Annotated in this window: 25 protein-coding genes and 2 pseudogenes; 11 read left to right on the plus strand and 16 right to left on the minus strand. The window is 35.0% G+C overall.

All coding sequences use genetic code 11. The annotated features are described in order from the left end of the window. Positions 1–85: 85 nt before the first annotated feature. The 6 genes from ACICQD_RS07040 to ACICQD_RS07065 all read right to left on the minus strand — a co-directional run bounded on the left by ACICQD_RS07040 (position 86) and on the right by ACICQD_RS07065 (position 3,669). A protein-coding gene (locus ACICQD_RS07040) for an IS5 family transposase (protein WP_395461446.1) occupies positions 86–912 on the minus strand; the annotation gives its coding sequence in 2 pieces (ribosomal slippage) (positions 86–525 and positions 525–912; 828 coding nt in all). Between the two features lie 34 nt (positions 913–946). Beyond that, positions 947–2,029 carry a phage portal protein gene (locus tag ACICQD_RS07045; protein WP_395461835.1) on the minus strand — a complete coding sequence of 361 codons (1,083 nt, stop codon included), beginning with the start codon at positions 2,027–2,029 and terminating at the stop codon, positions 947–949. After that, positions 2,017–2,783, minus strand: a protein-coding gene (locus ACICQD_RS07050; RefSeq protein WP_395461506.1) for an IS5 family transposase whose coding sequence is annotated in 2 segments (ribosomal slippage) — positions 2,017–2,456 and positions 2,456–2,783 — 768 coding nt in all. Because the reading frame shifts where the segments join, the coding sequence is not laid out codon by codon here. Before ACICQD_RS07050 ends, ACICQD_RS07045 begins: the two co-directional genes overlap by 13 nt. Before the next feature lie 52 nt (positions 2,784–2,835). Beyond that, the gene (locus ACICQD_RS07055) at positions 2,836–2,961 is read right to left on the minus strand and encodes a hypothetical protein (protein WP_395461790.1); all 126 of its coding nucleotides are present in this window, start codon (positions 2,959–2,961) and stop codon (positions 2,836–2,838) included. Between the two features lie 235 nt (positions 2,962–3,196). Beyond that, entirely contained in the window at positions 3,197–3,460 is a 264-nt protein-coding gene (locus ACICQD_RS07060) for a type II toxin-antitoxin system RelE family toxin (protein ID WP_080717643.1), read from the minus strand. Next, positions 3,436–3,669, minus strand: coding sequence for a DUF6290 family protein (locus ACICQD_RS07065; protein WP_010081986.1), 234 nt, complete (start codon positions 3,667–3,669; stop codon positions 3,436–3,438). The genes ACICQD_RS07060 and ACICQD_RS07065 overlap by 25 nt, the downstream gene beginning before the upstream one ends. Positions 3,670–3,920: 251 nt before the next feature. Here ACICQD_RS07065 and lipB point away from each other — a divergent pair, with 251 nt between their 5' ends. Both lipB and ACICQD_RS07075 read left to right on the plus strand, forming a co-directional pair. After that, a complete protein-coding gene (lipB, locus tag ACICQD_RS07070; protein ID WP_010081985.1) occupies positions 3,921–4,538 on the plus strand; it encodes a lipoyl(octanoyl) transferase LipB in 618 nt (205 codons plus the stop codon). Further along, positions 4,538–5,515, plus strand: coding sequence for an LD-carboxypeptidase (locus ACICQD_RS07075; protein ID WP_395461791.1), 978 nt, complete (start codon positions 4,538–4,540; stop codon positions 5,513–5,515). Before lipB ends, ACICQD_RS07075 begins: the two co-directional genes overlap by 1 nt. A gap of 538 nt (positions 5,516–6,053) precedes the next feature. Here ACICQD_RS07075 and terL read toward each other — a convergent pair. Further along, positions 6,054–6,845, minus strand: a pseudogene (terL, locus tag ACICQD_RS07080) (phage terminase large subunit); the annotation flags it as partial. Between the two features lie 45 nt (positions 6,846–6,890). Between terL and ACICQD_RS07085 the strand changes: the two are divergent. Continuing rightward, a protein-coding gene (locus ACICQD_RS07085; RefSeq protein ID WP_395461446.1) for an IS5 family transposase occupies positions 6,891–7,717 on the plus strand; the annotation gives its coding sequence in 2 pieces (ribosomal slippage) (positions 6,891–7,278 and positions 7,278–7,717; 828 coding nt in all). Between the two features lie 17 nt (positions 7,718–7,734). Here the strand turns inward: ACICQD_RS07085 and ACICQD_RS07090 are convergent. The 3 genes and pseudogenes from ACICQD_RS07090 to pstA all read right to left on the minus strand — a co-directional run. Then, positions 7,735–8,409: pseudogene (locus ACICQD_RS07090) on the minus strand (hypothetical protein); the annotation flags it as partial. 758 nt (positions 8,410–9,167) lie between these two features. Continuing rightward, positions 9,168–9,965, minus strand: coding sequence for a phosphoribosylformylglycinamidine synthase subunit PurQ (locus tag ACICQD_RS07095; protein ID WP_044471287.1), 798 nt, complete (start codon positions 9,963–9,965; stop codon positions 9,168–9,170). Positions 9,966–9,971: 6 nt separating this feature from the next. After that, positions 9,972–11,222 (minus strand): phosphate ABC transporter permease PstA, encoded by a 1,251-nt coding sequence (pstA, locus tag ACICQD_RS07100; RefSeq protein WP_395461792.1) that lies wholly within the window; start codon positions 11,220–11,222, stop codon positions 9,972–9,974. 48 nt (positions 11,223–11,270) lie between these two features. Between pstA and ACICQD_RS07105 the strand changes: the two genes are divergently transcribed. Further along, entirely contained in the window at positions 11,271–11,453 is a 183-nt protein-coding gene (locus ACICQD_RS07105; RefSeq protein WP_395461793.1) for a hypothetical protein, read from the plus strand. 48 nt (positions 11,454–11,501) lie between these two features. Here ACICQD_RS07105 and rplS read toward each other — a convergent pair whose 3' ends face one another. Both rplS and trmD read right to left on the minus strand, forming a co-directional pair. Then, positions 11,502–11,879 (minus strand): 50S ribosomal protein L19, encoded by a 378-nt coding sequence (gene rplS, locus ACICQD_RS07110; protein ID WP_006279489.1) that lies wholly within the window; start codon positions 11,877–11,879, stop codon positions 11,502–11,504. Continuing rightward, entirely contained in the window at positions 11,863–12,573 is a 711-nt protein-coding gene (gene trmD / locus ACICQD_RS07115; RefSeq protein WP_007549279.1) for a tRNA (guanosine(37)-N1)-methyltransferase TrmD, read from the minus strand. The genes rplS and trmD overlap by 17 nt, the downstream gene beginning before the upstream one ends. 74 nt (positions 12,574–12,647) lie before the next feature. Here trmD and purC point away from each other — a divergent pair, with 74 nt between their 5' ends. Beyond that, positions 12,648–13,370, plus strand: a complete 723-nt coding sequence (gene purC / locus ACICQD_RS07120) for a phosphoribosylaminoimidazolesuccinocarboxamide synthase (RefSeq protein ID WP_010081959.1) — start codon at positions 12,648–12,650, stop codon at positions 13,368–13,370. Here the strand turns inward: purC and purM are convergent. Beyond that, positions 13,367–14,404, minus strand: coding sequence for a phosphoribosylformylglycinamidine cyclo-ligase (gene purM, locus ACICQD_RS07125; RefSeq protein ID WP_007549277.1), 1,038 nt, complete (start codon positions 14,402–14,404; stop codon positions 13,367–13,369). The two genes, purC and purM, sit on opposite strands and share 4 nt — an antisense overlap. Positions 14,405–14,537: 133 nt before the next feature. Between purM and ACICQD_RS07130 the strand changes: the two genes are divergently transcribed. Beyond that, positions 14,538–14,831 (plus strand): hypothetical protein, encoded by a 294-nt coding sequence (locus ACICQD_RS07130; RefSeq protein ID WP_395461794.1) that lies wholly within the window; start codon positions 14,538–14,540, stop codon positions 14,829–14,831. A gap of 14 nt (positions 14,832–14,845) precedes the next feature. After that, positions 14,846–15,190: a hypothetical protein gene (locus ACICQD_RS07135; protein WP_233395610.1), complete on the plus strand. Its 345-nt coding sequence runs from the start codon at positions 14,846–14,848 to the stop codon at positions 15,188–15,190. A 66-nt stretch (positions 15,191–15,256) separates the two neighbouring features. On the opposite strand, the gene ACICQD_RS07140 is transcribed toward ACICQD_RS07135, so the two are convergent. Next, a complete protein-coding gene (locus ACICQD_RS07140) occupies positions 15,257–16,075 on the minus strand; it encodes a transporter associated domain-containing protein (protein ID WP_007549273.1) in 819 nt (272 codons plus the stop codon). Positions 16,076–16,477: 402 nt separating this feature from the next. On the opposite strand from ACICQD_RS07140, the gene hemE reads away from it, so the two are divergent. After that, positions 16,478–17,494 carry a uroporphyrinogen decarboxylase gene (gene hemE, locus ACICQD_RS07145; RefSeq protein WP_395461795.1) on the plus strand — a complete coding sequence of 339 codons (1,017 nt, stop codon included), beginning with the start codon at positions 16,478–16,480 and terminating at the stop codon, positions 17,492–17,494. A gap of 68 nt (positions 17,495–17,562) precedes the next feature. Next, positions 17,563–18,756 carry a pyridoxal phosphate-dependent aminotransferase gene (locus tag ACICQD_RS07150; RefSeq protein WP_395461796.1) on the plus strand — a complete coding sequence of 398 codons (1,194 nt, stop codon included), beginning with the start codon at positions 17,563–17,565 and terminating at the stop codon, positions 18,754–18,756. A 45-nt stretch (positions 18,757–18,801) separates the two neighbouring features. Here the strand turns inward: ACICQD_RS07150 and ACICQD_RS07155 are convergent, their stop codons facing one another. After that, complete coding sequence (locus ACICQD_RS07155) at positions 18,802–19,290, minus strand: hypothetical protein (protein WP_395461797.1); 489 nt, start codon at positions 19,288–19,290, stop codon at positions 18,802–18,804. 484 nt (positions 19,291–19,774) lie between these two features. Continuing rightward, positions 19,775–20,601 (minus strand): IS5 family transposase gene (locus tag ACICQD_RS07160; RefSeq protein ID WP_395461446.1). Its coding sequence is split into 2 segments (ribosomal slippage): positions 19,775–20,214 and positions 20,214–20,601, totalling 828 coding nucleotides; the frame shifts between segments, so codons are not numbered across the junction. 81 nt (positions 20,602–20,682) lie between these two features. Between ACICQD_RS07160 and ACICQD_RS07165 the strand changes: the two genes are divergently transcribed. Together ACICQD_RS07165 and ACICQD_RS07170 are read left to right on the plus strand one after the other, a co-directional pair. Then, positions 20,683–21,897, plus strand: coding sequence for an MFS transporter (locus ACICQD_RS07165; protein ID WP_174515889.1), 1,215 nt, complete (start codon positions 20,683–20,685; stop codon positions 21,895–21,897). A gap of 75 nt (positions 21,898–21,972) precedes the next feature. Next, positions 21,973–23,202, plus strand: coding sequence for an MFS transporter (locus ACICQD_RS07170; RefSeq protein WP_395461798.1), 1,230 nt, complete (start codon positions 21,973–21,975; stop codon positions 23,200–23,202). Positions 23,203–23,315: the final 113 nt, after the last annotated feature.

The raw sequence follows: 23,315 nt of genomic DNA on the forward strand, positions 1-23,315 counted from the left end.
TACCCTTTATACACAAATTACTGAATAAAAACTTTTATTTTGATAGCTTGAGCAATTATTCAAGTAATTAGACCTCTTTCGAAACTCATATAGACAGCTCAAAATTGTGAATTCCTGCTATTAAATTGAATCTCAAGCCAAAACGTTTTCTCCGATTGCGGTATCTGTCTGCAATAATTTTGAATCTTTTTAACAGACCAATTACATTCTCAACTACTACTCTTTTGCTTGCTAGCTCCCGATTTTCTACCTTTTTTTCCTTAATTAAGGGACTCTTTTTCATCCTTCTGTGTGGCAACTCGACATTTTTGTGAATTTTCTGAAAACCTCTATAGCCAGCATCGGCTAAAACTTTTATACCTTCTGATACATGCACTTTTGACTCCTTGAAAAGCCGAAAGTCATGCTTTCTCCCGTTTGAAAATGACGTACAAATAATTTTCTTGCTCTTCTTTTCTGCAATTATTTGTGTTTTTAGCGTATGTTTTTTCTTCTTTCCTGAATAAAATCTTTTCTGCTTTTTTTTGGTCTCTCTACAGGTGTTTCCGTTGCATCAATCACCAAAATCTCATATTTCACGTCGCTTTTTAGGAGTTCTTTTCGTCCTGGCAATGCGAAATCTTGGTGTTGTATTAGAGTATCCTCTACCCATTTTACAGTTTTATATGCCGTACTTTCACTTACTCCATAACTTTGACTTATGTGAAAATATGTACGGTATTCTCGTAAGTATTCTAATACCATGAGCAGCATATTCTCCTCGTTTAGCTTATTTTTCCTTCCTCCTTTGGCTTTCTTTTTTTTATTTTCTTCACATAAAATCCCTACCATTTTGTTAAATGTTGATCTCTTTACTCCTGTTAGTCGACGAAACTCCCCTTTATCGAGCTCTTTCACTATTTCATACTTCATTTCTCCTTACCTCAAAATTACTATTTTTACTGCTTTATCCTAGTTTCGAAAGAAGTCTATTGAGTGTCATAAAGCTTGCATTTTCTACGTATTTCCACAACTTTTGTCTCTTTTCCATGAGAATTTCTATTGCATCTTTGTCATACGACAAGCACAGATCTTCACCAAATCTTGGTGTCAGCCAAGAATTCAGGTGACAGATAATATTTTCTAGCGTTGGTAAAACCGTCTGTTCCCAGAGGGATAAGCGTGCTTCGACTAAATTGCTATAAGTGTTATCACCTGGTATGCCAAGCAACTGCGGCGGGACACCAAAAGCCAGGGCGATATCGCGGGCTGAACTGTGTTTGGACTCAATAAAATCCATATCCCTTGGCGATAAGCTCATTTCTTTCCACTCCAAGCCTCCTTCAAGCAATATCGGTCTTCCAGCGTTTATAGAACCTGAATAATGATCATTTATCTGCGCTTTTAAGCGTTGGTACTGCTCTTGACTTAAACTTCCACCACTTCCATCTTTTGCTGATTTTACAACTATTGCACCACTTGGTCTTGCCCCATTTTGCAACATCGCTTGATTCCAAGCACCCGCCTGATTATGTTGATCTATGCTATATGCAGCTGCCTCAATTGGTGATAACCCATACCAATCATTCAAAGGATTAAAGGTCTTTAAGTGCAACACTGCTGAACATCCAGTTAGTTTATCAACTTTAAAGTCATAACTGTTGTTATTTATGGTATAACGATAGATATAAGGAACGTTATTTCTCCCTGGAACAATTTCAACCCTATCGGGGCGCAGAAGATAAAGCTCTGTTGGTGGTTTTCTACTATTCTGTGACTCAACCATCAATATATAAGAATTGCCGTTAACTAACCGATAAGTTACAATCCCCTCAATAAATTCCGATTTTGATGTCATTGGATTAGGAGAATAAAGTAATTTCAGTAATGGATGGGCTTTTAATTGCGATTTTCCCTGTTCAGTAAGCTGGCAGAGAGTAAAAGGTACCGAAGATGCAGCACTTGCAATCATATTAATTGCTCGAAAGGCAATAACATTTTTTATGTAACCTTCCTCAGAACCTGTCTTGAAAGGAACTAAGCAGCTAATTTAGCAAGCATAATAGTAATCATATTAAAGGAGATATTAGTTTTTGAAGTAAGAGGAGAATGCTCATAATCCTTGCTCATACGTCTAAAATTGGAAAGCCAAGCAAAAGTTCTTTCAACAATCCACCGTTTAGGAATAACTTGAAATCCTACAGCATCAGCTGCTTTTTTAGTAATCGTCAATAAACATCCTGTTTTCAATAAACAGTAATTTTGCAATTTACCAATATATCCCTGATCAGCGAGAAACCTTTGTAGCGTTGGAGCTTTTCGTTTAGCTTGAGTAAAAAGATTTAGAGCACCATCACGATCTTGAATGCCTGCACTATGAACATCAGCTGTAATAATTAGGCCTATTGTATCCACAATGATGTGACGTTTTCTACCCTTTATTTTCTTGCCAGCATCATATCCTCTGGATCCCCTTTTTGAGTGGTTTTCACTGATTGACTATCAATTATTCCTACCGAAGGTATTTCATTTTTGCCAACCATTTTTCTTACCTTTTTTACTAACATATCGTGTATTTCTTCCAATTTGCCACTATTACGCCACCTGAGAAAATAATCATACACCGTTTTCCATGGCGGAAAATCTTTTGGCAGCATTCTCCACTGGCAACCACCTTTCATTATGTATCTTATTGCATTAATAATTGTTCTAATATTGTGCTTTCTTGGCCGTCCTATTGCACCTTGTGCAACACTTGGCTCCAAAATTTCCCATTCTTTGTCACTTATATCACTTGGATACATTTTTACCTACTATTTTTTACTTATCTCATCATATCCTCTTTCTCATTTCTTTTCAAGACAGGCTCTCAGCAAAACTTACATAATCACGCTTACTCCAACTTGGCTCCATCATTAGCTGCAAAGCAGAATATTTAGTAAATACTGCGCTTTTTTTTCTTTGAAAAATATTGAGATTCATATATGCCTCCTAAAAAATTGAATTTGTGGTAGAATTATATCAATTGGTGTCACAGGAAGGATATACTAACGTACGAACATTATGTTTGAGAGCAATCTCTACACAGTAGTTAAATGGCAGGCACAATAAGGGGTAGCAAAAAGAATGAGCTTTTTTTTTGAGCTGAGCGAAGCCACCTAAGGTAGAAAATGAATCAGGAAGGAGTAAAAATATATTTAATGTTTATATGATGTACTTACTTATAAATATCTTTTCTGTGTCCTATCTCTGTGATAACCACTTCATATTTTATAATATTTACGGAATAGATAACGCGATAATCACCTACCCTTAATCTTCTTTGTCCTTTAAATCTGTAATATAATGGCTCACCAAGGTTAATGGGATCAACTGTAAGGCGCTTATTTATCGCATTTATGATCCTTAATCTTATTGTTTTTGGAAGAGCTGGAAGGTCTTTCTCAAGAACGCTTTCTATGAAGATAATATTGTATTCCAGTCTACATCCTCACTTCTAATTTTCTTTACACCTGAAACATTACGTTTAGCAGCACGCTCAATTAGTATTTTATCTTCCTCATTTTCAATTGCTTCTTGTATTAGCTTCTCTGTTAGTTCTTTAATGGACTTATTTCTTATTTTAGCCAGTCCAGCAAGACACTCTGAAATTTCGTTGTTGAAAGTTATGCTAAATTTTGAGTTTGCCATATATTTTACCTAAAATCTACTAATAATTATACAACATTTTTCTGAATTTTTCAATAAAAAAAGTTGCCTATACGTAAAGAGGACCTGTGTTGACAAATAATTAAACATTTGTCATGTACTATGTTTGTTAAGGAGAAATAGCACAGAAGTTAGTATTAAGTATATTAGGAATAAGAAAGGCTGCGCTCAGTGTCACACACTGGAATAACAGGAAAAAACGAACTGCTATACTAAAAAAAAAGAAATAGAATATGACAGAATGGCTAATATCTAATCAGCTTATTGATTATAACTGTGCCGTAAAATCCATGGAAGAGAAAATTCAACAAATTCACAATAATTCAGCAGACGAATTGGTATGGCTACTCCAGCACCCTCCACTTTATACTGCAGGAATCAGTGCAACAGCTGATGATATTGTTGAAAAACTATTTCCCATATATAAAACAGGAAGGGGTGGTAAACACACATATCATGGTCCAGGACAGCGCATTATATATTTAATGTTAAACCTTAAAAAAAGAAACAAATGCGATATAAAGCTATATATTAGAGATCTAAGTAAGTGGATCATAAATGTTTTAAAGCAATTTAATATACTTGGAGAGTTTAGAGAAGATAGAATAGGCATTTGGGTAAACCATAACGGAGTAGAAAAAAAAATTGCAGCTTTTGGTATTCGCTTAAGAAAATGGGTAACTTATCATGGCATAGCGCTTAACGTCTTTCCAGACCTCTCTCACTATAAGGGTATTATTCCTTGTGGGTTGCAAGGTTATGGCGTCACGTCAATGGAAGAACTAGGAGTGAAAGTTCCACTCTCTGAATTGGATGATATACTAAAAAAAGAGTTTTATAAGATATTTTAATGATTGTTTACCTTTTATATTTCATTCTCACTTTATGTGCTAACACAGGTATTCATGCAATCGACCAAGTTGATATTATTGCTCCTTCTTCGAAGGGAAAAGAATTAGATCTGACTACTATAAAAGAATATGTAGAAGCTTTGGATTTTAATCCCCATATTTCGGAGAAAATATATAGTAATGATAATCCATTTTATTCCAACTCTGATGAATTCAGAGCAAATGATTTGATTAGTGCACTAACTAATGATAGTAAAATAATCTGGTGTATCAGAGGAGGAGAAGGGGCTTCTCGGTTAATTCCCTATCTAGAAAAGTTACCCAATGATAAAAAAGAAAGGATTGCTCAAAACAAAAAGATCCTCATAGGCTATAGCGATATAACTGCCTTGCACATCCATCTACAAGCTAAATATGATTGGCAAACTCTTCACGGCACCATGTTGGAAATGATAGTAAATAACTCCGTTTCTGAAAGCTCTGTTGAAAAATTGAAAGAGTTAATTCTTAACAAGCGGGATTCTATCAGATTTGATAACCTAAAGACGATAAATAATGGCATTAGACTAAAAGATGGCAGATTAAAGTCTAAAATCATCGGTGGTAATATGACTTTAGTTGAAAACAGTATAGGAACTGTTTGGCAAATAAATGCGAAAGGTAAAATTCTATTTTTAGAGGACATAAGAGTCTACCCATACGCAATAGAGCGCAGTTTAGATCACCTAAAACAAGCTCACATCTTTGATGGAGTACATGCAGTAATCTTTGGGGATTTCGTTAACTGCTATAACGATAACCTTGTTGAAGTTGTAAAAGAAAGGTTTGCAAAAAGTGTTAACTTTCCTGTATTTACTATGAAAGGGGTAGGCCATGGACATACAAATGATCCTTTACCTTTTAACACTCACGCTATTATTAGCGTTCAAGACGAAAAAGAAGGTTTGTTTTTTATGGACGTGCAGAATGTTAGCTAATCTTATAGCTAACGCGAGCTCTACGTCATACCGCCGCAGTATCTCTTAGCCGCTAACACGTACTTAACCGTCATACCGCGATTCATTCGCGGTATCTCATCCGCTAACAAGAGATCCCGCTAACATGTAGCGGGATGACGAATTGCTTAACCGTCATTCCGCCGCAGACCGTCATACCGCCGCAGTATCTCTTAGCCGCTAACACGTACTTAACCGTCATACCGCGATTCATTCGCGGTATCTCATCCGCTAACAAGAGATCCCGCTAACATGTAGCGGGATGACGAATTGCTTAACCGTCATTCCGCCGCAGACCGTCATACCGCCGCGGTATCTCTTAGCCGCTAACACATAGCGGGATGACGAGCTTATCGTCATGCCACCGCGAACCGTCATACCGCCACGAACTGTCATACCACCACGAACCGTCATACCGCGATTCATTCGCGGTATCTCTAGATCCCGCTAACACGTAGCGGGATGACGGTTGTCAGGGTGTCATGCAAGTAGCTGACTACTTGGATCTGGTAGGCTTAAATCACAATGCCCGTAAAGCTGCGACCCTAGAGCTACTATCTCTCACCCACTGCAAATATTGCACGGTACTATCCACTTGATCATCGTGTCGAGTTTCAGGAAACATTAAAATCTCATACTCAAAATCGTTCAGCCATACTGCTTGGTGCGGCAGAAAAACCTTGCCAGACTCTATAATCGGAACAATTTGATAAAATCGAGTGAGTTTGTCATCATGTGGTACTATTTCGATAATTGGTAAATCACTGTTTGTCTTTAGCTCTTGCACCAATTGCTGACCACTTGTTTTTGCTTCGATTAAAATTGCGTGCGGTGTCCATCTTGCAGCTAGTGACAGAACTTGCTCTTTAAGCTTTGGATACTCAAGCTTTGCGCGATATACATCGAGTAAATAGAATTTATTGCCCACTTTTGTCCAGGTGGTGCAGACGCTAAAGTTGCTCATGCTGCTTGTTGAAACTGCAGTGTCCCAGCTCTGAGTGACATATGAGAGACTATCAGAAAAATTTCTATAGCGCTTCAGCCACTCTCGTTTAATTATACCACTTGAAAGTGGCAGAGGGTTTTGTTGATATTGTGCAGCAAAAGCGTAACTTCCAAGTTCAACCTTTATCATCTCAACTTCTTCTTTTCCTCCATCTAGGTGGTATAGCAACTGACCTTCTTCTCTTAAGTATAGTATTTTTGCAGGTAATGCTGTTTTATTTCTGGTGTACTCATTTATAGTTGACCAAGCTATTCTGGTGACAGGAACAGGAGGCGCTGGCTTTTTGATTGAATAGACTTCTTTCGAAACTAGGATAAAGCAGTAAAAATAGTAATTTTGAGGTAAGGAGAAATGAAGTATGAAATAGTGAAAGAGCTCGATAAAGGGGAGTTTCGTCGACTAACAGGAGTAAAGAGATCAACATTTAACAAAATGGTAGGGATTTTATGTGAAGAAAATAAAAAAAAGAAAGCCAAAGGAGGAAGGAAAAATAAGCTAAACGAGGAGAATATGCTGCTCATGGTATTAGAATACTTACGAGAATACCGTACATATTTTCACATAAGTCAAAGTTATGGAGTAAGTGAAAGTACGGCATATAAAACTGTAAAATGGGTAGAGGATACTCTAATACAACACCAAGATTTCGCATTGCCAGGACGAAAAGAACTCCTAAAAAGCGACGTGAAATATGAGATTTTGGTGATTGATGCAACGGAAACACCTGTAGAGAGACCAAAAAAAAGCAGAAAAGATTTTATTCAGGAAAGAAGAAAAAACATACGCTAAAAACACAAATAATTGCAGAAAAGAAGAGCAAGAAAATTATTTGTACGTCATTTTCAAACGGGAGAAAGCATGACTTTCGGCTTTTCAAGGAGTCAAAAGTGCATGTATCAGAAGGTATAAAAGTTTTAGCCGATGCTGGCTATAGAGGTTTTCAGAAAATTCACAAAAATGTCGAGTTGCCACACAGAAGGATGAAAAAGAGTCCCTTAATTAAGGAAAAAAAGGTAGAAAATCGGGAGCTAGCAAGCAAAAGAGTAGTAGTTGAGAATGTAATTGGTCTGTTAAAAAGATTCAAAATTATTGCAGACAGATACCGCAATCGGAGAAAACGTTTTGGCTTGAGATTCAATTTAATAGCAGGAATTCACAATTTTGAGCTGTCTATATGAGTTTCGAAAGAGGTCTAATAAGTAATCTCCTTATTTTCAGCTATTATTGGTAAACAAATATGATGCCATATGCTTTTCGGTTTGGAGAGAAGGTGTCCGGTCAAATCTTCCAGGTGGAGCCTATGCATCACAAGAACAATTACTCCTTTTTTTCTATTGTTGAGCCTGGCTACTAAAGTCTGGTCAAACCAATTTGTAGCACGCTTTCTAAACGTTTCACTCAAAGCTTGGGCGGGACTCAGTGGATCATCCACGATGATGAAATCACCACCTTCACCTGTTAACGTCCCTCCAACTGACGTTGCGATTCTGTATCCTCTCTGCACTGTTTGAAATTTGTATTTGGTATTCTGATCTTTGGATAGTTCTACCTCTGGAAACAGCTCTCTATACCAACTAGACTGCATTATGCATCTTGTATCGAGCGAGTGCTTTTCGCTAAGCAGCCGAGAGTAGCTTGCAACTATTATTCTTGCAGTTGGCTGATTTCCCAGTATCCATGCGGGCCACGCAACACTTACACATATGGACTTCATCGAGCGCGGAGGCATATTGAATATTATTCGTTTCACTTCACCAGCGCTCGCTGCTTCCAGCCTATCTGCTATGACTTTTATGTACCGATAATTATTATACTCACACCCCGGCACTACCGTTTGAAAGCATAACTCAATGAATTTTAGAAAGTTCATGATATAATGTTGAAACCAGCGCGTGACGCTGGGATGACAAAAAAAGGAGCACTGGAATGACAAGGCTATAGGTTGCAAGCGAGACGTCATACCGCCACGGTATCTCGGCAGATCCCGCTAACACGTAGCGGGATGACGAGGCTTATCGTCATGCCACCGCGAACCGTCATACCGCCGCAGACCGTCATACCGTCACGGTATCTCTAGATCCCGCTAACACGTAGCGGGATGACGGTTATTGTTTAGCTATAAATGTTAAGAAATTTACCAAACGAAAAAAAAGGCAAAAGAAGCCCCGTGGTGGTTGGCTATTCACTATGTACTAAAATATCGGCGTTTTTTTTATTCTAAAACGCTTGATTAAGAGCGATTTAGCTGCTTTTAACTTGCAACTAACCTACACCGCAAGTGTTTAAGAAATTTACTAAGCAGGAAAAAAGGCAAAGAAACCCCGTAGTAGCTAGCATTCAAATTCTCCCTTGTCAATTTGACGTTTTTTGCTGTCTTAAACGCTTTGTAAGCGCGTTTCGGCTTATATAGGTAAAAACCCAGAAATTTTTAAAGACATGCGATGCACGTAGTGCGAAAAATTAAACATGAGACGCCAAATACCCTAAGTTTTTTGTCATTAACCTGCACAGATTGCGAAGATAAATAAATAGCTTCAGTTTCATGATAAGGGGACTGGCAAGGCTTGTCAAGCAAGTTTTTTGCAATATCAGGGGATAATTTCGACCATAAATCCCTATCAATAAATTTTAACAAAAATACTTTAGTGCATTTTCAAATATAAGCATTCCATCGCCATATTTTGGCACAGCAACACCTAAACGCTTGCTCTTTTCTTTTTCAAGGGGCCAATTATCTTGCTGAGTAAAAAATATTCCCCTTTCTGGATGGGGCATTAAAGCTAGCACTCTTCCACTTTTATCTGATAAAGCTGCTAGGTCGTATGTAGATCCATTCGGATTGTAAGGAAATTGTAGGTTAGCATAGTTGCCATTTTTATCAATGTAACGTAATGCGGTGGAATTGCTCTCAATCAATTGGTTCAAAATATCTTGATCCATAAAAAATTTGCCTTCCCCATGAGCAATAGGGAGATATAGTTCACTCAGACCCCGTAGCCAAACAGAATTACTCTGCGGATTAACTCTCACTCTAATCCAGCGGCATTGGTAATTGCCTATATCATTATGGATTAAAGCTAGATTAGAGAACTCTGGAATTAATTTTACTAATATCTGACAACCATTACATATTCCTATAATCAGCTTGTCCTGAGATAAAAACTCTTGAAACTCATCCAACAAGTTGTTTTTAATACGTAAAGCAAACGCATTACCAGCACCAGTGTCATCACCATAGGAAAAACCCCCTGGAATTGCAAGTATATTGCTTAATTTCAGTTCACCTGGATTATCTATGATATCGTTAATGTGAACGATTTTTACTTCAATATTACCAATACCAAGTTTTCTGCTGCATTCCATAAATGCAAATGCAGTTTCTTTTTCGCAATTTAAGCCATAACCAGATAGGACTGTGATTTTCATGAATTGCTAAAAATTAAAAAATTCGAATTTCCTTTTTACAAAATTTGCTACTAAATTTAACGCAAATAACACCAATAATAAAGCTATAATTGCGATAGCAGCAAGTTCAACAAATGCAATTTCAGGATTGCTTGACCATATGTATATTTGCACAGGTAGAACAGTCGCCGGATCGAAAAAGGACGTAGGTGTATCAGCAATAAATGCCACCATACCCATCATAAGTAAAGGAGAAGATTCACCTAAAATCCTTGCAATTGCAAGCACAGTACCATGTATTATTCTTGGTAACGCAATCGGTAAAGAGTGATCTAATATCACCTTGATGTGAGGTGCACCGAGCGCAAACGCTGCATCTTTTATCGTAATAGGAACATTCGCAAAGGCATTTTTTGTTGCAATTATAATATTAGGTAACATCATAAATGAAAGAGTCATTCCACCAACAAGTGGTGAAGAGCGTGGTAGCCCAAATATGCCAAGATAGAGAGTTAAGCCCACTACACCAAATATTATTGAAGGCACTGCAGCAAGATTATTTATGCTAATTTCTACAATATTAGTTATTAGCCTATTTTTAGGCATAAATTCGTAAAGACAGATGCCCGACATAATTCCTATTGGTAATGCTAATGCTAGGCACACTATAATTGTCATTAATGAACCGATAAATGCCCCTAAAATCCCTGCATTCTCAGGTTCACGAGAGTCAGATTTAAGGAATAAAGACTTATTAAAAAATTTTTTCACTCTCCTCTTTTCTTTTAGCCAATCAAGTAATTTAGCATAACGATCATTCAAATGTTTATCTTTATTTATTGAATTAATTATACTTGACGCGGTAAACCAGATCTCATATTCACCACTATCTTTTACTTTCTTACGAAAAAATTTCTCTAGTTCTTTGTAAGAATTACGACTTAAAATTTCGTCACCGTCTTTAAAATCAGTTCCTCCAAACACCTTACGTAAAGAATCGTTGAGTAAGCCAATGGACTTATACCGCAAATCACTAGGATTACTCGCCAAAGCAAGATCAGCATTTATTTCAACTGGCAATAAAATTTTCGTTACTGTTAAGGCACTGTAAGAGTTAACTAATATACTCAACAATATACACACAGGACAGCCAAGTGAGATAACTAGTGCCGTGAAAGAACAAAAGCGTAGCGCTCTGTTCTTTTTATTTTTCCTTTTTATACGAGCATGTACACGCCTTGACTGAAGTAATTTAAGGAATTTTTTCTTTATACTCATTTACTTTTCTTTACACGAGGATTTGAAAAAACTTTCCCCTTTTTTGTCATGCAAGTAGCTGACACTGGGATCCTGCAGGCTTTGCCTGCAAATAATTTTTACATTTTCCATGAAAGCACAAACCAAAAGGAGAATAATGAATGCTGGATCCCAGTGTCGGAGCACTGGGATGACACCACAGCGGGAGGCAAACACAATGTTCGTACAGTTGTGTGTCACGCACTGGGATGACAAGAGAGAGTTCTGAGATGACACAATTGACATCACTCCCTATTGTATCTACTTAGATTTCTTTTTAACATAAGTAGTACGCTCTTTGATCCTTGCAGCTTTTCCAAATAGTTTGCACAGATAATACAGTTTTGCTCTACGAACCTTTCCTTTTCTTGTCACTTGCACTGAAACCAGTGCAGGAGAATAAACAAAAAACTGAGACACTATACTTTCTCCATGGCTCACTTTTCTGACTGCAAAAGAAGAATGTAACCCGCGGTTCCTTTTTGATATACATACACCTTCAAATATCTGTATACGTTCACTTGTACCGTCAACTACTTTAAAAGTGACCTTCAAATCATCGCCAGGACGAAATTCTGGTATTTCTTTAGCTAACACTTGCATTTGCTGTTCGTTAAATTTTTTAAGTAAATTTGTCATTTATCTCTCCACTCAATAATTCAGGCCTACGCTTTTTTGTTATAACATGAGACTGCTTCTGCCTCCAATCACTTATTTTTTTGTGATTGCCAGATAACAAAACCTCAGGTACTTTATATCCCTTCCACTGCTCAGGTCTAGTATATTGAGGATATTCAAGTACACCACCACCATAATTAAAACTTTCTTCAGTAATACTATCGGTATTATTTACTACACCTGGAAGAAGTCTAATGCATGCATCAAGAACCACCATTGCAGCTGGCTCACCTCCTGAAAGTATATAATCTCCAATACTTAACTCATAAGGAGTATACGCATCAATTATCCTTTGGTCAATACCTTCAAATCGACCACACAATATTGTTATATGAGGAAACTCTAATAATTCTCTGGCAATATTCTGATTAAACTTAGTTCCAGATGGAGTCATGTAAATAAACTTAGTGTTTTTATGAACAGAGAGCATACTATCTACTGCATCACCAACTACATCAGAACGCATAACCATTCCTGCTCCACCTCCATATGGAACATCATCCACAGTTGAATGTTTATCTTTCGCAAAAGAACGAATATTTATTACTTCAAGGTTCCATATTTTTTTTTCTAACGCTTTTCCGGCAAGAGAATAGTTCAAAAACCCCGGGAACATTTCTGGGAATATGGTTAATATTGTAACATTGAATGCCATTAAGGTTTATTTTAAGTTATTTGGGGCTATACTCTAAGAATAGTAAATTGATATAATATATAGTTAAATTAAACATGTCACTGAATAAAACGATATACGAAGGTAAAGCGAAAGCCATTATTGAAACTGAAGACTTATCAATTGTCATACAGCACTTTAAAGATGATGTTACAGCATTCAATAAGGAAAAATATGAAATAATCGATGGTAAAGGAATAATTAATAATCATATTAGTGCTTTTATCATGGAAAAGCTTGAGAAAGCAGAAATTAGCACACACTTTATAAAAACTCTAAACGAAAGAGAACAGCTAGTCAAAAAACTCAAGATAATACCTCTTGAGGTAGTAGTTAGAAATGTCGCAGCTGGCAGCTTTTGCAAACGTTTTAATATCAAAGAAGGTGAGAGGCTTGCATCTCCTATAATCGATTTTTTTTACAAAAATGATGACCTAGCCGACCCAATGGTAAGTGAAAATCACATACTGTATTTTGATTGGCTATCTAGCAAAGAAATGGATGAAGTTAAAACTACAACTTTAAAAATCAACGAAATATTAGTTCACCTATTTTCAAATGCAAGTATATATTTAGTTGATCTCAAGTTAGAATTTGGCAGATTAATAAATGACAGTACTAAAATCGTTTTAGCTGATGAAATTAGCCCTGATAACTGCAGATTATGGGATAAAAATACTTATAAAAAGCTAGATAAAGATGTCTTTCGTTTGAATTTAGGAGATTTAAAGGAAGCATACCTAGAAGTTGCAAAAAGACTGTCAGTAAAGTTAGGTTAACTAAATACTACTCTATCAAGTGGAGGGTTACATGCCTCATCAAGTTTTCCAATAATTTCAATTTTTTCTCCACGTTTTTGGAAATGATTTTTCACGTTTTGCATATTCTCAGAACTTACGATCAATACCATACCAATACCACAATTAAATGTTTTTAGCATTTCTTTCTTCTCTATTTTACCCTCCTTTGTTAGCCATAAAAATATATCTGGCCATTTCCAGGAATTAATGTCTATGTTTGCAAATAAGTTTTTTGGAAGAATTCGCGGAATATTGTCTACCAAACCACCACCCGTGATGTGCGCAATACCTTTTACTTGTGACATGATAGGCAGCAAAGAATCAACATATATTTTTGTTGGTTCAAGTAGTATTTCACTCCAAGATTTATTATTCCATAGAGATGTATCGTTATAATTTATACCTAAGCTTTTGAAAACATGGCGCACTAAAGAAAACCCATTTGAGTGAATTCCACTTGACTCTAAGCCAACTATATAATCACCTGCTTTCATCATACTACAGTTTGGAAGAATTTGCTTTCGATCAACTACACCAACCACAAACCCTGCAAGGTCATAGTGATTATTACCATACATTCCAGGCATTTCTGCAGTTTCCCCACCAACCAATGCTATTTTAGCTTGCTTGCACCCCTCTGCAATGCCCTTAACCACAGATAATAAAACATCTTTGGTCAAAACGCCTGTTGCAAAGTAATCAAGGAAAAACAAAGGCGTTGCTCCTTGTGCAAGTAAGTCATTTACACACATTGCAACTAAATCTATACCTATAGTATCATGTTTATTCACTTCTTGAGCTATCAACAGTTTCGTACCTACTCCATCAGTTGAGGAAACGAGTACTGGATGGTCATACTTCTTACTTAGTGCAGCAAAATCAAATAACGCAGAAAATGAACCTATTTCGCTGATTACTTCTTCTCTAGTAGTTTCTTGAGCAATAGGCTTGACTTCTTTTATTAACTTATTATATAGTTCAATATCTATTCCTGATCTGGTATAAGTATTCATAATCCTTTTATAAATTTTAAAATTGTTAATACTATATTAATGCCTTGATATAAAAAGTGCAACGAAACTTTCTCTTAATTGACTATTATATACTTACCAATATAGGGTAACTTAAATCATTTATAATTATCCAATGAACGAAAATACCAAAAACATACTGTTAATAACGGAACTGCTATCAGGACGGCTGCTTCATGACTTTGCTAACTCTATGAATGGAATAACGTTTGGCGTAGAAGAGCTTGAAGTAATAGATAAGAATGATGCTGATGTGCAGAAGGAAGCGTTGTTGTTTCTTAAAGAAAGCTCCGATGATTTAATATATAAACATAAAGTTATGAAGCAGGCATATTCTTCTTCAATGGATAATTATAGCTTTGATAAGACCAAATCTAATATCGAAAATTATTTATTAAAAAAAAAGTAAAGCTTACGTGGAAAATAGACGCATACTCTGCAAAAAATAAGGAAGATTTAATTGAAAAGATAAATAAGATAATTTCTAATATGGTGCTAACTATAGCCAGTGCAGTGGCGGAAGTTGAACTAGTATCTGTTTTACTGAGTCAAACAGAAGATAAAATGCTATTAACTATAAAAATTCTAAATGAACACAAACCAATAAGCAAATCATTAGTAGACAAATTAATCAAAAAAAATGACACTAATTTAAATACAAAAGATATTAATATCTATATGACCTCTTTATTATTAGAGTACTATAACACTGAAATGCATTATACTTGCGAAAATAATTTGCTGGAAATAGGTTTAACTATAACTTGAGTTGCATATTTGGTTATTACAACTTTTTCTTCGTGTCAAGGCATTCCCCGACAAGGGGTACCAAATCTAATTTTTGTAATCACTTAAGTCTAGTACTATTTTATTAATGTAGCGCTCATTTGCATCTTTGATGATAAACTTCATACCATTTTTATATTTAATGACTTCATCTACAGAAGGCACTTTACCAGCAATCGAAAGAATCAAACCACCAAGTGTAACATAGTCTTCTTCAGGGTCACGTAATTCTATTTTTAGATCCTCTTCTATATCTTTTATAAGAGCCCTTGCTGATACTTCAAACTTATTTTGAGACAATTCAGTAATGGTATATTCTGAATTTATTTCGTTTTCACTATCAATGTTTGGTATTAGTTCCTCTATAAGATCAGTCATTGAAATTAAACCATCAGTTCCACCATATTCATCCAATACGATAGCTAAGCATGATTTAGAAGAGTTCATCCTAACAAAAAGATTAGTTGTCTTCATCGAGGGTGGAACAAATATTACGCTTTGTATAATATGTTTCAGATTAAAATTTTTATCCCTATTAAAAATAACATCTTTTACATAAAAAAAGCCTATTACGTTATCAAAGTTATTTTTATAAATTGGTATTTTAGTGTGGCAAGTGTTTTTTATCTTCTTTATTATTTCACGCTCGCTTGACTCAATGTCTACTGCGCATATCTCTGTACGTGGAGTCATTATATCCATTATACCACAATCGCGGAATTTTAATAGACCATTAAATATATTAAGGTCTGGCAGATCTTTCATTAATGCCTCAGTCGCACACTTTTTCAACACAGAAGCTTTTTTGAAAAGGAAGAGAAAAATTCTATATGCTATTTTTTCTACTAAGGTTCTTTTTTTACTCAATTTATTCCCTGTAATGGCAAAAACGTTTTCAGATTAGATTTATCAAGAAAACTGTTATTAAATGTTTAATAAGCATGTGAATAATGTCAAATTAATTTGTGAATTATTTGTTGATATAAAATACCAACAATTGATCAACAACTTTTTCAACAACATATACATAGTTGTGTAACAATGCATGATGGTAAAGTATTTTCCATAAAAGAAAATTACTAACACTCTAAACACCTTACTTATACACATAAATCATAACAGAAAATCAATAATATACGAAAGTTACTCACATATTTATCCACAAGTTGAACAACGCCAATTTTTACTGAATTTTAAGTTAGTAACAAGTTATTGATAGAACTATTATTATTACTATACTTTAATATACAAAAGAATAAATAGAATAGATTGGAAAGCGGCAAAACAACAATAGCGAAAATTATTAAGAGAAATGAGCCGGGTGGAAGAGTGCCTATCTGGCTAATGCGTCAGGCTGGCAGGTCTCTTCCTGAGTACCGCAAAGCAGTAGAAAATATGAATAATTTTATGGAGATATGCTACAACACAGATTTAGTGACAGAATTGACGTTACAGCCGGTGACAAGATTTGACATGGATGCGGCGATAATTTTTTCAGACATTTTAATAATAGCTGATGTTTTGGGTTGTGACGTGAATTTCGTACGCGGTGTAGGTCCAATAATAAAACCCGTGGAAAGTCCTAAGGAATTGAAGGGTCCACAAGAAATTGAAACTAAAACCTTACCAATTCTAAACGCTATAAAAAAAGTCAGAAGCCAATTACCAAAAGAAAAATCTCTCATAGGATTTGCTGGTGGACCATGGACAGTAGCCTCATACATCATAGAAGGTAGGAGCAGCAAAACTTTTTCCAAAGTATTAAATTTTTATCCTTCGTGTTTGAAGGAAATAATTGAACGAATAACGGAAGTAACGATTATTTATCTAATTAAACAGATAGAATTTGGAGCAGATGTTATTCAGCTATTTGACAGTAATGCTGGTGCGTTATCGGAACCATTGTTTAAAGAATATGTTATCGAACCAACAAAGAGAATTATCTTGGCAATAAAGGATAGATTTTCTGATTTTCCAATAATAGGTTTTCCAAGGTCTGCTGGAAATCTTTATAAAGATTACTGCGAACAAACAGGTGTATCTGCAGTAAGTATAGATTATAATGTTCCAATAAAATGGGCGAAAACGAATCTAAACATCCCTCTACAAGGAAACCTTGATCCTAATCTTTTAGCCTATAATAAAACGGAAGCAATCAAAGAAGCAAAACGTATAATAGATTGCTTTAGAGATTTACCCTTCATATTTAATCTCGGACATGGAGTACTCCCTGATACTCCAGTTGAAAATATTGCTGCATTGGTAAACCTGGTAAAAAGCTACTAATACAATACACAAAATTCTAGCTTTTTTGTTGTACGGGGTTTATCATTTGAATTTAGCTTCAGTAAGATATGTCAGACCTTGCAAAAAGAATGTCCCTAATAAAACCATCACCTACGATTGCTGTAACTGATAAGGCAAATAAGTTGAAAAATGAAGGAAAAAAGATCTGTGTTTTAGCTGCAGGAGAACCGGATTTTGATACTCCAGATCATATAAAAAAAGCAGCTATTCAAGCAATAAGTGAAGGTAAGACTAAATATACTGCTGTTGATGGAACGCGTGAGCTGAAAGAAGCAATAATTAATAAGTTAAGAAAGGATAATAACCTCGAGTACACGCTTAACCAAATCTGTGTTGGTACAGGTGCTAAGCAGGTGTTATTCAATTTGTTCATGGCAACAATTAACTCTGGAGATGAAGTTATTATTCCAGCTCCTTATTGGGTTTCATATGTTGATATGGTAAGTCTTTTTGGCGGCTTGCCAGTTGTAGTAGAATGCAAACAAAATTTTAAACTGACAGCGGAATTATTGAAAAGCAGGATAACTAAAAAAACTAAATGGTTAATTCTTAACTCACCGAACAACCCTGCAGGAGCTGTGTACACATGTGATGAATTGAAAGACATAGCACAAATATTGCTTGAATATCCACATATGAATGTCGTTACAGATGATATTTATGAGCATATAATATACGACGAAAAGTTTTTTACTATCGCTCAGGTTGAGCCGAAGCTTTATGATAGAGTTTTTGTAGTCAATGGAGTATCAAAAGCCTATGCAATGACAGGCTGGAGAATAGGGTATATTGCAGGTAGAAGTGATGTGGTAAAAGCTATCTCTACGCTGCAGTCTCAAAGCACTTCTAATCCAAATTCGATAGCACAAGCAGCAGCAGCAGCAGCATTAAACGGTGATCATAGTTTTTTGAAAGAAAGAACAAGGATTTTTAAGAGTCGTAGAGATTTTATGGTGAAAGAGCTAAATTCTGCCCCGGGATTATCAGCGTCTGTTCCACAAGGTGCGTTTTATTTATTTGTCTCATGTGAAGGATTGCTCAGTAAAAGCACAAAAAGTGGTAAGATAATAAATAATGATTTAGATTTTACTGAATACTTACTGGGAGATCATTTGGTTGCTGTGGTTCCAGGAATTGCATTTGGTCTAGAAAATTTTATCAGAATTTCTTATGCAACCTCTCGGGAACAATTAGAAATTGGATGTGATAGTATTACTAAAGCGTGCCAGGAGTTAAAATGAAATAGACTATCCATAAGTTGTATATTTTGCCATACTTCGCCAAGGTTATTTTGAATGTTCTAACTTGTGTTTTTCTATGGAAGGCATTTTTATTGATTGAGCAAGTGTCTTTCTAATATTGAATTCCTCATTTTTTTCATTTTGTTGCAGTAAGTTAATGTTATTTATTTTATTTACTAAATCTTTCCCCTTTTCCAGAGTCTTTAAATCACTTTCGTTAATGTGATGTTCATTGTAAAATTCTGCAACAATTTCTTTTCTTTTCGGATAAGTATTTAAAAATTCCGACACCTGATGTTTAGCAACAGCTTGAATAAATTTCTTATTAAATCTTGAATCGTTATATAGATCTTCTAAATTTTCATCGTAGTGTTTTGCTTCATTTACAGCAAGCTTTATTATCTCTTCTATACCACTTAGAAGTTTCCTATACAATTTGTCGTATCTATTGCCTAGCACGTGTGTAGCGAATGTTTGTTCAATGTATTTTGTTATGTAATTTTGCAGCGTATCATCTATCGTGCTTATATTCATCAGCCTGCTTTAATATTATATTAACTATTTTACACATAAAAAGGTTAATATTGAATTAATAGAATACTTCTGAAGTCAAATTTTACTGAAAATTATGGTATTTAAGATATAATTGTCAGCATGAAATAAAAACATAAATAAAATGGATCTTGTAACAAAAGTGAAGCTCAAGATAAAGATGAATAAGGGTAAAATCATAAATATACTTATCATTTGTGGTGTAATTTTTTTCATATACCTTATTCATGAGCCAGTTGTAGATATGGTAGAAAAAATTATAAGTAAAATAAAAGGTCTCTTTTAAAAATAGAAAAAGTGAACTTTTTCCATCATCCAAACTTGAACCTGGAAAATTTAGTTAATGCATAAACTACTTATGTTGGCTATGAGTTCAACTGTATAAAATTCCGGTAAATTAAAATAAGTATTCATAAAAATATTGTTTTCTATAAACAGAGTATCTATAATAGACCTCTTTCGAAACTCATATAGACAGCTCAAAATTGTGAATTCCTGCTATTAAATTGAATCTCAAGCCAAAACGTTTTCTCCGATTGCGGTATCTGTCTGCAATAATTTTGAATCTTTTTAACAGACCAATTACATTCTCAACTACTACTCTTTTGCTTGCTAGCTCCCGATTTTCTACCTTTTTTTCCTTAATTAAGGGACTCTTTTTCATCCTTCTGTGTGGCAACTCGACATTTTTGTGAATTTTCTGAAAACCTCTATAGCCAGCATCGGCTAAAACTTTTATACCTTCTGATACATGCACTTTTGACTCCTTGAAAAGCCGAAAGTCATGCTTTCTCCCGTTTGAAAATGACGTACAAATAATTTTCTTGCTCTTCTTTTCTGCAATTATTTGTGTTTTTAGCGTATGTTTTTTCTTCTTTCCTGAATAAAATCTTTTCTGCTTTTTTTTGGTCTCTCTACAGGTGTTTCCGTTGCATCAATCACCAAAATCTCATATTTCACGTCGCTTTTTAGGAGTTCTTTTCGTCCTGGCAATGCGAAATCTTGGTGTTGTATTAGAGTATCCTCTACCCATTTTACAGTTTTATATGCCGTACTTTCACTTACTCCATAACTTTGACTTATGTGAAAATATGTACGGTATTCTCGTAAGTATTCTAATACCATGAGCAGCATATTCTCCTCGTTTAGCTTATTTTTCCTTCCTCCTTTGGCTTTCTTTTTTTTATTTTCTTCACATAAAATCCCTACCATTTTGTTAAATGTTGATCTCTTTACTCCTGTTAGTCGACGAAACTCCCCTTTATCGAGCTCTTTCACTATTTCATACTTCATTTCTCCTTACCTCAAAATTACTATTTTTACTGCTTTATCCTAGTTTCGAAAGAAGTCTAATGCTAGCTTTGGGGTAAAGTATTGCAGAGGAATTTTTTAATCTGGTTGTTGGCGTCACTGTTTTATGCATACCAATATATATTACGCGTAATTCCAAATATTATAATTCCTGAATTGGTAGTAAGGTTTAATATAGGAACAACAGAAATAGGACAATTTTGTGGACTGTATTATGTAGGTTATGTGTTAGCACATATTCCTGTAGGTATTCTTTTAGATAGATTTGGTTCTAAAGTTGTTATACCGATTTGTATTGCATTAACATCTTTAGGTGCTTTACCTTTAGTCAGTTCTAATGATTGGAGTTATTCTATTATTGGAAGAATAATTACTGGTATTGGATCCTCTGCTTCAGTACTTGGACTCTTTAAAATAATAAGAATCTATTACCATAGAGAAAAATTTGCCATGATGTTCAGCATATCGGTTATTATTGGCATTTCAGGTGGTGTATTTGCCACCAAACCATTACATGTCTTACTTGATAAGTTTGGGTGGGATTATTTATTTACTGTGTGTATAATGCTTGGATTATTGCTTGCTTTAACTACCTTTATATCTATACCTAAAGTTGGCACCTCAGACGAAGAATTAAATATTAAAAATTTAAGCAAAGTTATATTTAATAAAGATATTTTATTGATAGGTTTGTTTGGCGGTTTTATGGTTGGACCATTAGAAGGCTTTGCAGATGCGTGGTCCGCAACATTCTTGCATGAGATGTACGCTATAGATAGACACATTGCATATAGCATTTCAAAATGGATACTAATAGGCTTTGGCTTTGGGCATTTATTACTTCCTTACATATTAGCAAAAAATCCAACCAAGCACTATGAAATAATAATTTCTTGTGCTATGGCCATGATAATTGTGTTCTTATTACTTTTTATATGCAATATTAGTGAACTCCTGGCATGTATATTACTATTCATTATTGGTCTTGCTTCTGCATACCAAATTGTTTTTACTGCTAAAGTTGTAAGTTGTGTAAAAAACGAAGCAGTAGCAAGTGCAGGATCTGTAGGTAATTCCATAGTTATGAGTTTTGGTTATTTTTTTCACGTCATTATTGCAAATATAATGAATTTTTATTGGAACGGTGAAATTATCGATGGAAAGCCATTTTATGGAACTGATGTAATGGTTAAGTCTATGTTAATAATACCTATATGCCTACTAATAGGAATGATAGGCTTTTGGCTACTTAAAGTTATAAGCTGTAAAAAGAGCTAAGCAGATTTAGATGATTAATATAGTATTGTTTTTTATAACTAAAGTATCTATAATCCTAAATTTTAGCTGAGATTCATGTTGCAGAGGAATTTTTTAGTCTGGCTGTTGGCGTCACTGTTTTATGCGTACCAATATATATTACGCGTAATTCCAAACATAATTGCGCCTGAATTGATAACAAAATTTAACATAAGTATTGCAGATGTTGGCCAGTTTGGTGGGTTATACTATGTAGGCTATACGCTGGCTCACATACCTATTGGTCTTGCTCTTGACAAATTCGGGCCAAAATTTGTTTTGCCTATTTGTATTATCTTAACATTTACCGGAACATTACCACTTATATGCTTTGATGAGTGGTATTATTCAATACTTGGCAGAATAGTCGTTGGAATTGGGTCATCCGCTTCAGCAATTGGGCTTTTTAAAGTTGCAAGCATGTATTTTGCGCAAGAAAAATCAGCAAGAATGGCCAGCTTATCTATAATTATAGGAATTTTGGGAGGGGTATGTGGCGGATTACCTTTAGACTTCTTACTCGATAAATTTGGCTGGAATTATGTTATCTATACCTTCTCAGCATTTGGGTGTTTACTTGCTCTGTTGCTGTTCTTAGTAACGCCTGAAAGCAATGCTCAACAGGAAAAAGTTAGCATTAGAGACTTAAAAAACATACTTTTCAACAAGCATATTATTCTAATTAGCTTTTTTGGTGGACTCATGGTCGGTCCAATGCAAGGTTTTGCCGATGGTTGGGCAAAGGCATTCTTTTTTGAAGTATATGAAATGAATGAAGACTTGGCATCTTCTCTCTCTTCCGTAATATTGATAGGAATGTTAACAGGATCATTCTCTTTGGCTTATTTATTGGAAAAATATAAAAATAAGCATTATGAAGTAATAATTGCATGCTCATTTGCAATGATCGCTAGTTTTCTTTTGCTTTTTACTCAGATTGGTGGCTTGTATGTTGTATTACCTACGCTTTTTATTATTGGCTTCACATCTGGATATCAGGTGGTTACCATTTACAAAGCGATAAGTTATGTAAATAATAACTTAGTAGGCCTGGCTACAGCTGTGTCAAACATGATAGTTATGGTTTTTGGCTATTTTTTTCACACTGGGATCGCAAAAATAGTAGATTTGTGTTGGGATAGAACAATAATACAAGGAAATCCTGTGTATGGTGCTGAATTGCTGATAAAAGCAACATCAGTTATTCCTGTATGTTTGCTGGTGGCTGTTTTTGGGCTCTTATGGTTAAAAAATAAAGATTTTAGAGAAGTTGATTGTAATAAGTAGATAATTTATCGAAGGCTCGTATGATAAAATCGTTAGATGTACTAATTTAAGGCTCTTGTTATTATGAAATATAATACTTTATTTTACTTTGATATTTTTGTTTTAATTGTAAT

It is taken from the genome of Wolbachia endosymbiont (group A) of Therophilus tumidulus (assembly GCF_964277345.1).
Classification (GTDB): domain Bacteria; phylum Pseudomonadota; class Alphaproteobacteria; order Rickettsiales; family Anaplasmataceae; genus Wolbachia; species Wolbachia pipientis.

Coding starts and splice junctions, on each gene's coding strand:
- rplS (WP_006279489.1), bottom strand. CDS start 11,879: ATGACAAATTTACTTAAAAAATTTAACGAACAGCAAATGCAAGTGTTA.
- purC (WP_010081959.1), top strand. CDS start 12,648: ATGTCACTGAATAAAACGATATACGAAGGTAAAGCGAAAGCCATTATT.
- purM (WP_007549277.1), bottom strand. CDS start 14,404: ATGAATACTTATACCAGATCAGGAATAGATATTGAACTATATAATAAG.
- ACICQD_RS07155 (WP_395461797.1), bottom strand. CDS start 19,290: ATGAATATAAGCACGATAGATGATACGCTGCAAAATTACATAACAAAA.
- lipB (WP_010081985.1), top strand. CDS start 3,921: ATGACAGAATGGCTAATATCTAATCAGCTTATTGATTATAACTGTGCC.
- ACICQD_RS07130 (WP_395461794.1), top strand. CDS start 14,538: ATGAACGAAAATACCAAAAACATACTGTTAATAACGGAACTGCTATCA.
- ACICQD_RS07095 (WP_044471287.1), bottom strand. CDS start 9,965: ATGAAAATCACAGTCCTATCTGGTTATGGCTTAAATTGCGAAAAAGAA.
- ACICQD_RS07065 (WP_010081986.1), bottom strand. CDS start 3,669: ATGGCAAACTCAAAATTTAGCATAACTTTCAACAACGAAATTTCAGAG.
- ACICQD_RS07105 (WP_395461793.1), top strand. CDS start 11,271: ATGCAAGTAGCTGACACTGGGATCCTGCAGGCTTTGCCTGCAAATAAT.
- ACICQD_RS07150 (WP_395461796.1), top strand. CDS start 17,563: ATGTCAGACCTTGCAAAAAGAATGTCCCTAATAAAACCATCACCTACG.
- trmD (WP_007549279.1), bottom strand. CDS start 12,573: ATGGCATTCAATGTTACAATATTAACCATATTCCCAGAAATGTTCCCG.
- ACICQD_RS07075 (WP_395461791.1), top strand. CDS start 4,538: ATGATTGTTTACCTTTTATATTTCATTCTCACTTTATGTGCTAACACA.
- pstA (WP_395461792.1), bottom strand. CDS start 11,222: ATGAGTATAAAGAAAAAATTCCTTAAATTACTTCAGTCAAGGCGTGTA.
- ACICQD_RS07170 (WP_395461798.1), top strand. CDS start 21,973: ATGTTGCAGAGGAATTTTTTAGTCTGGCTGTTGGCGTCACTGTTTTAT.
- ACICQD_RS07055 (WP_395461790.1), bottom strand. CDS start 2,961: ATGAATCTCAATATTTTTCAAAGAAAAAAAAGCGCAGTATTTACTAAA.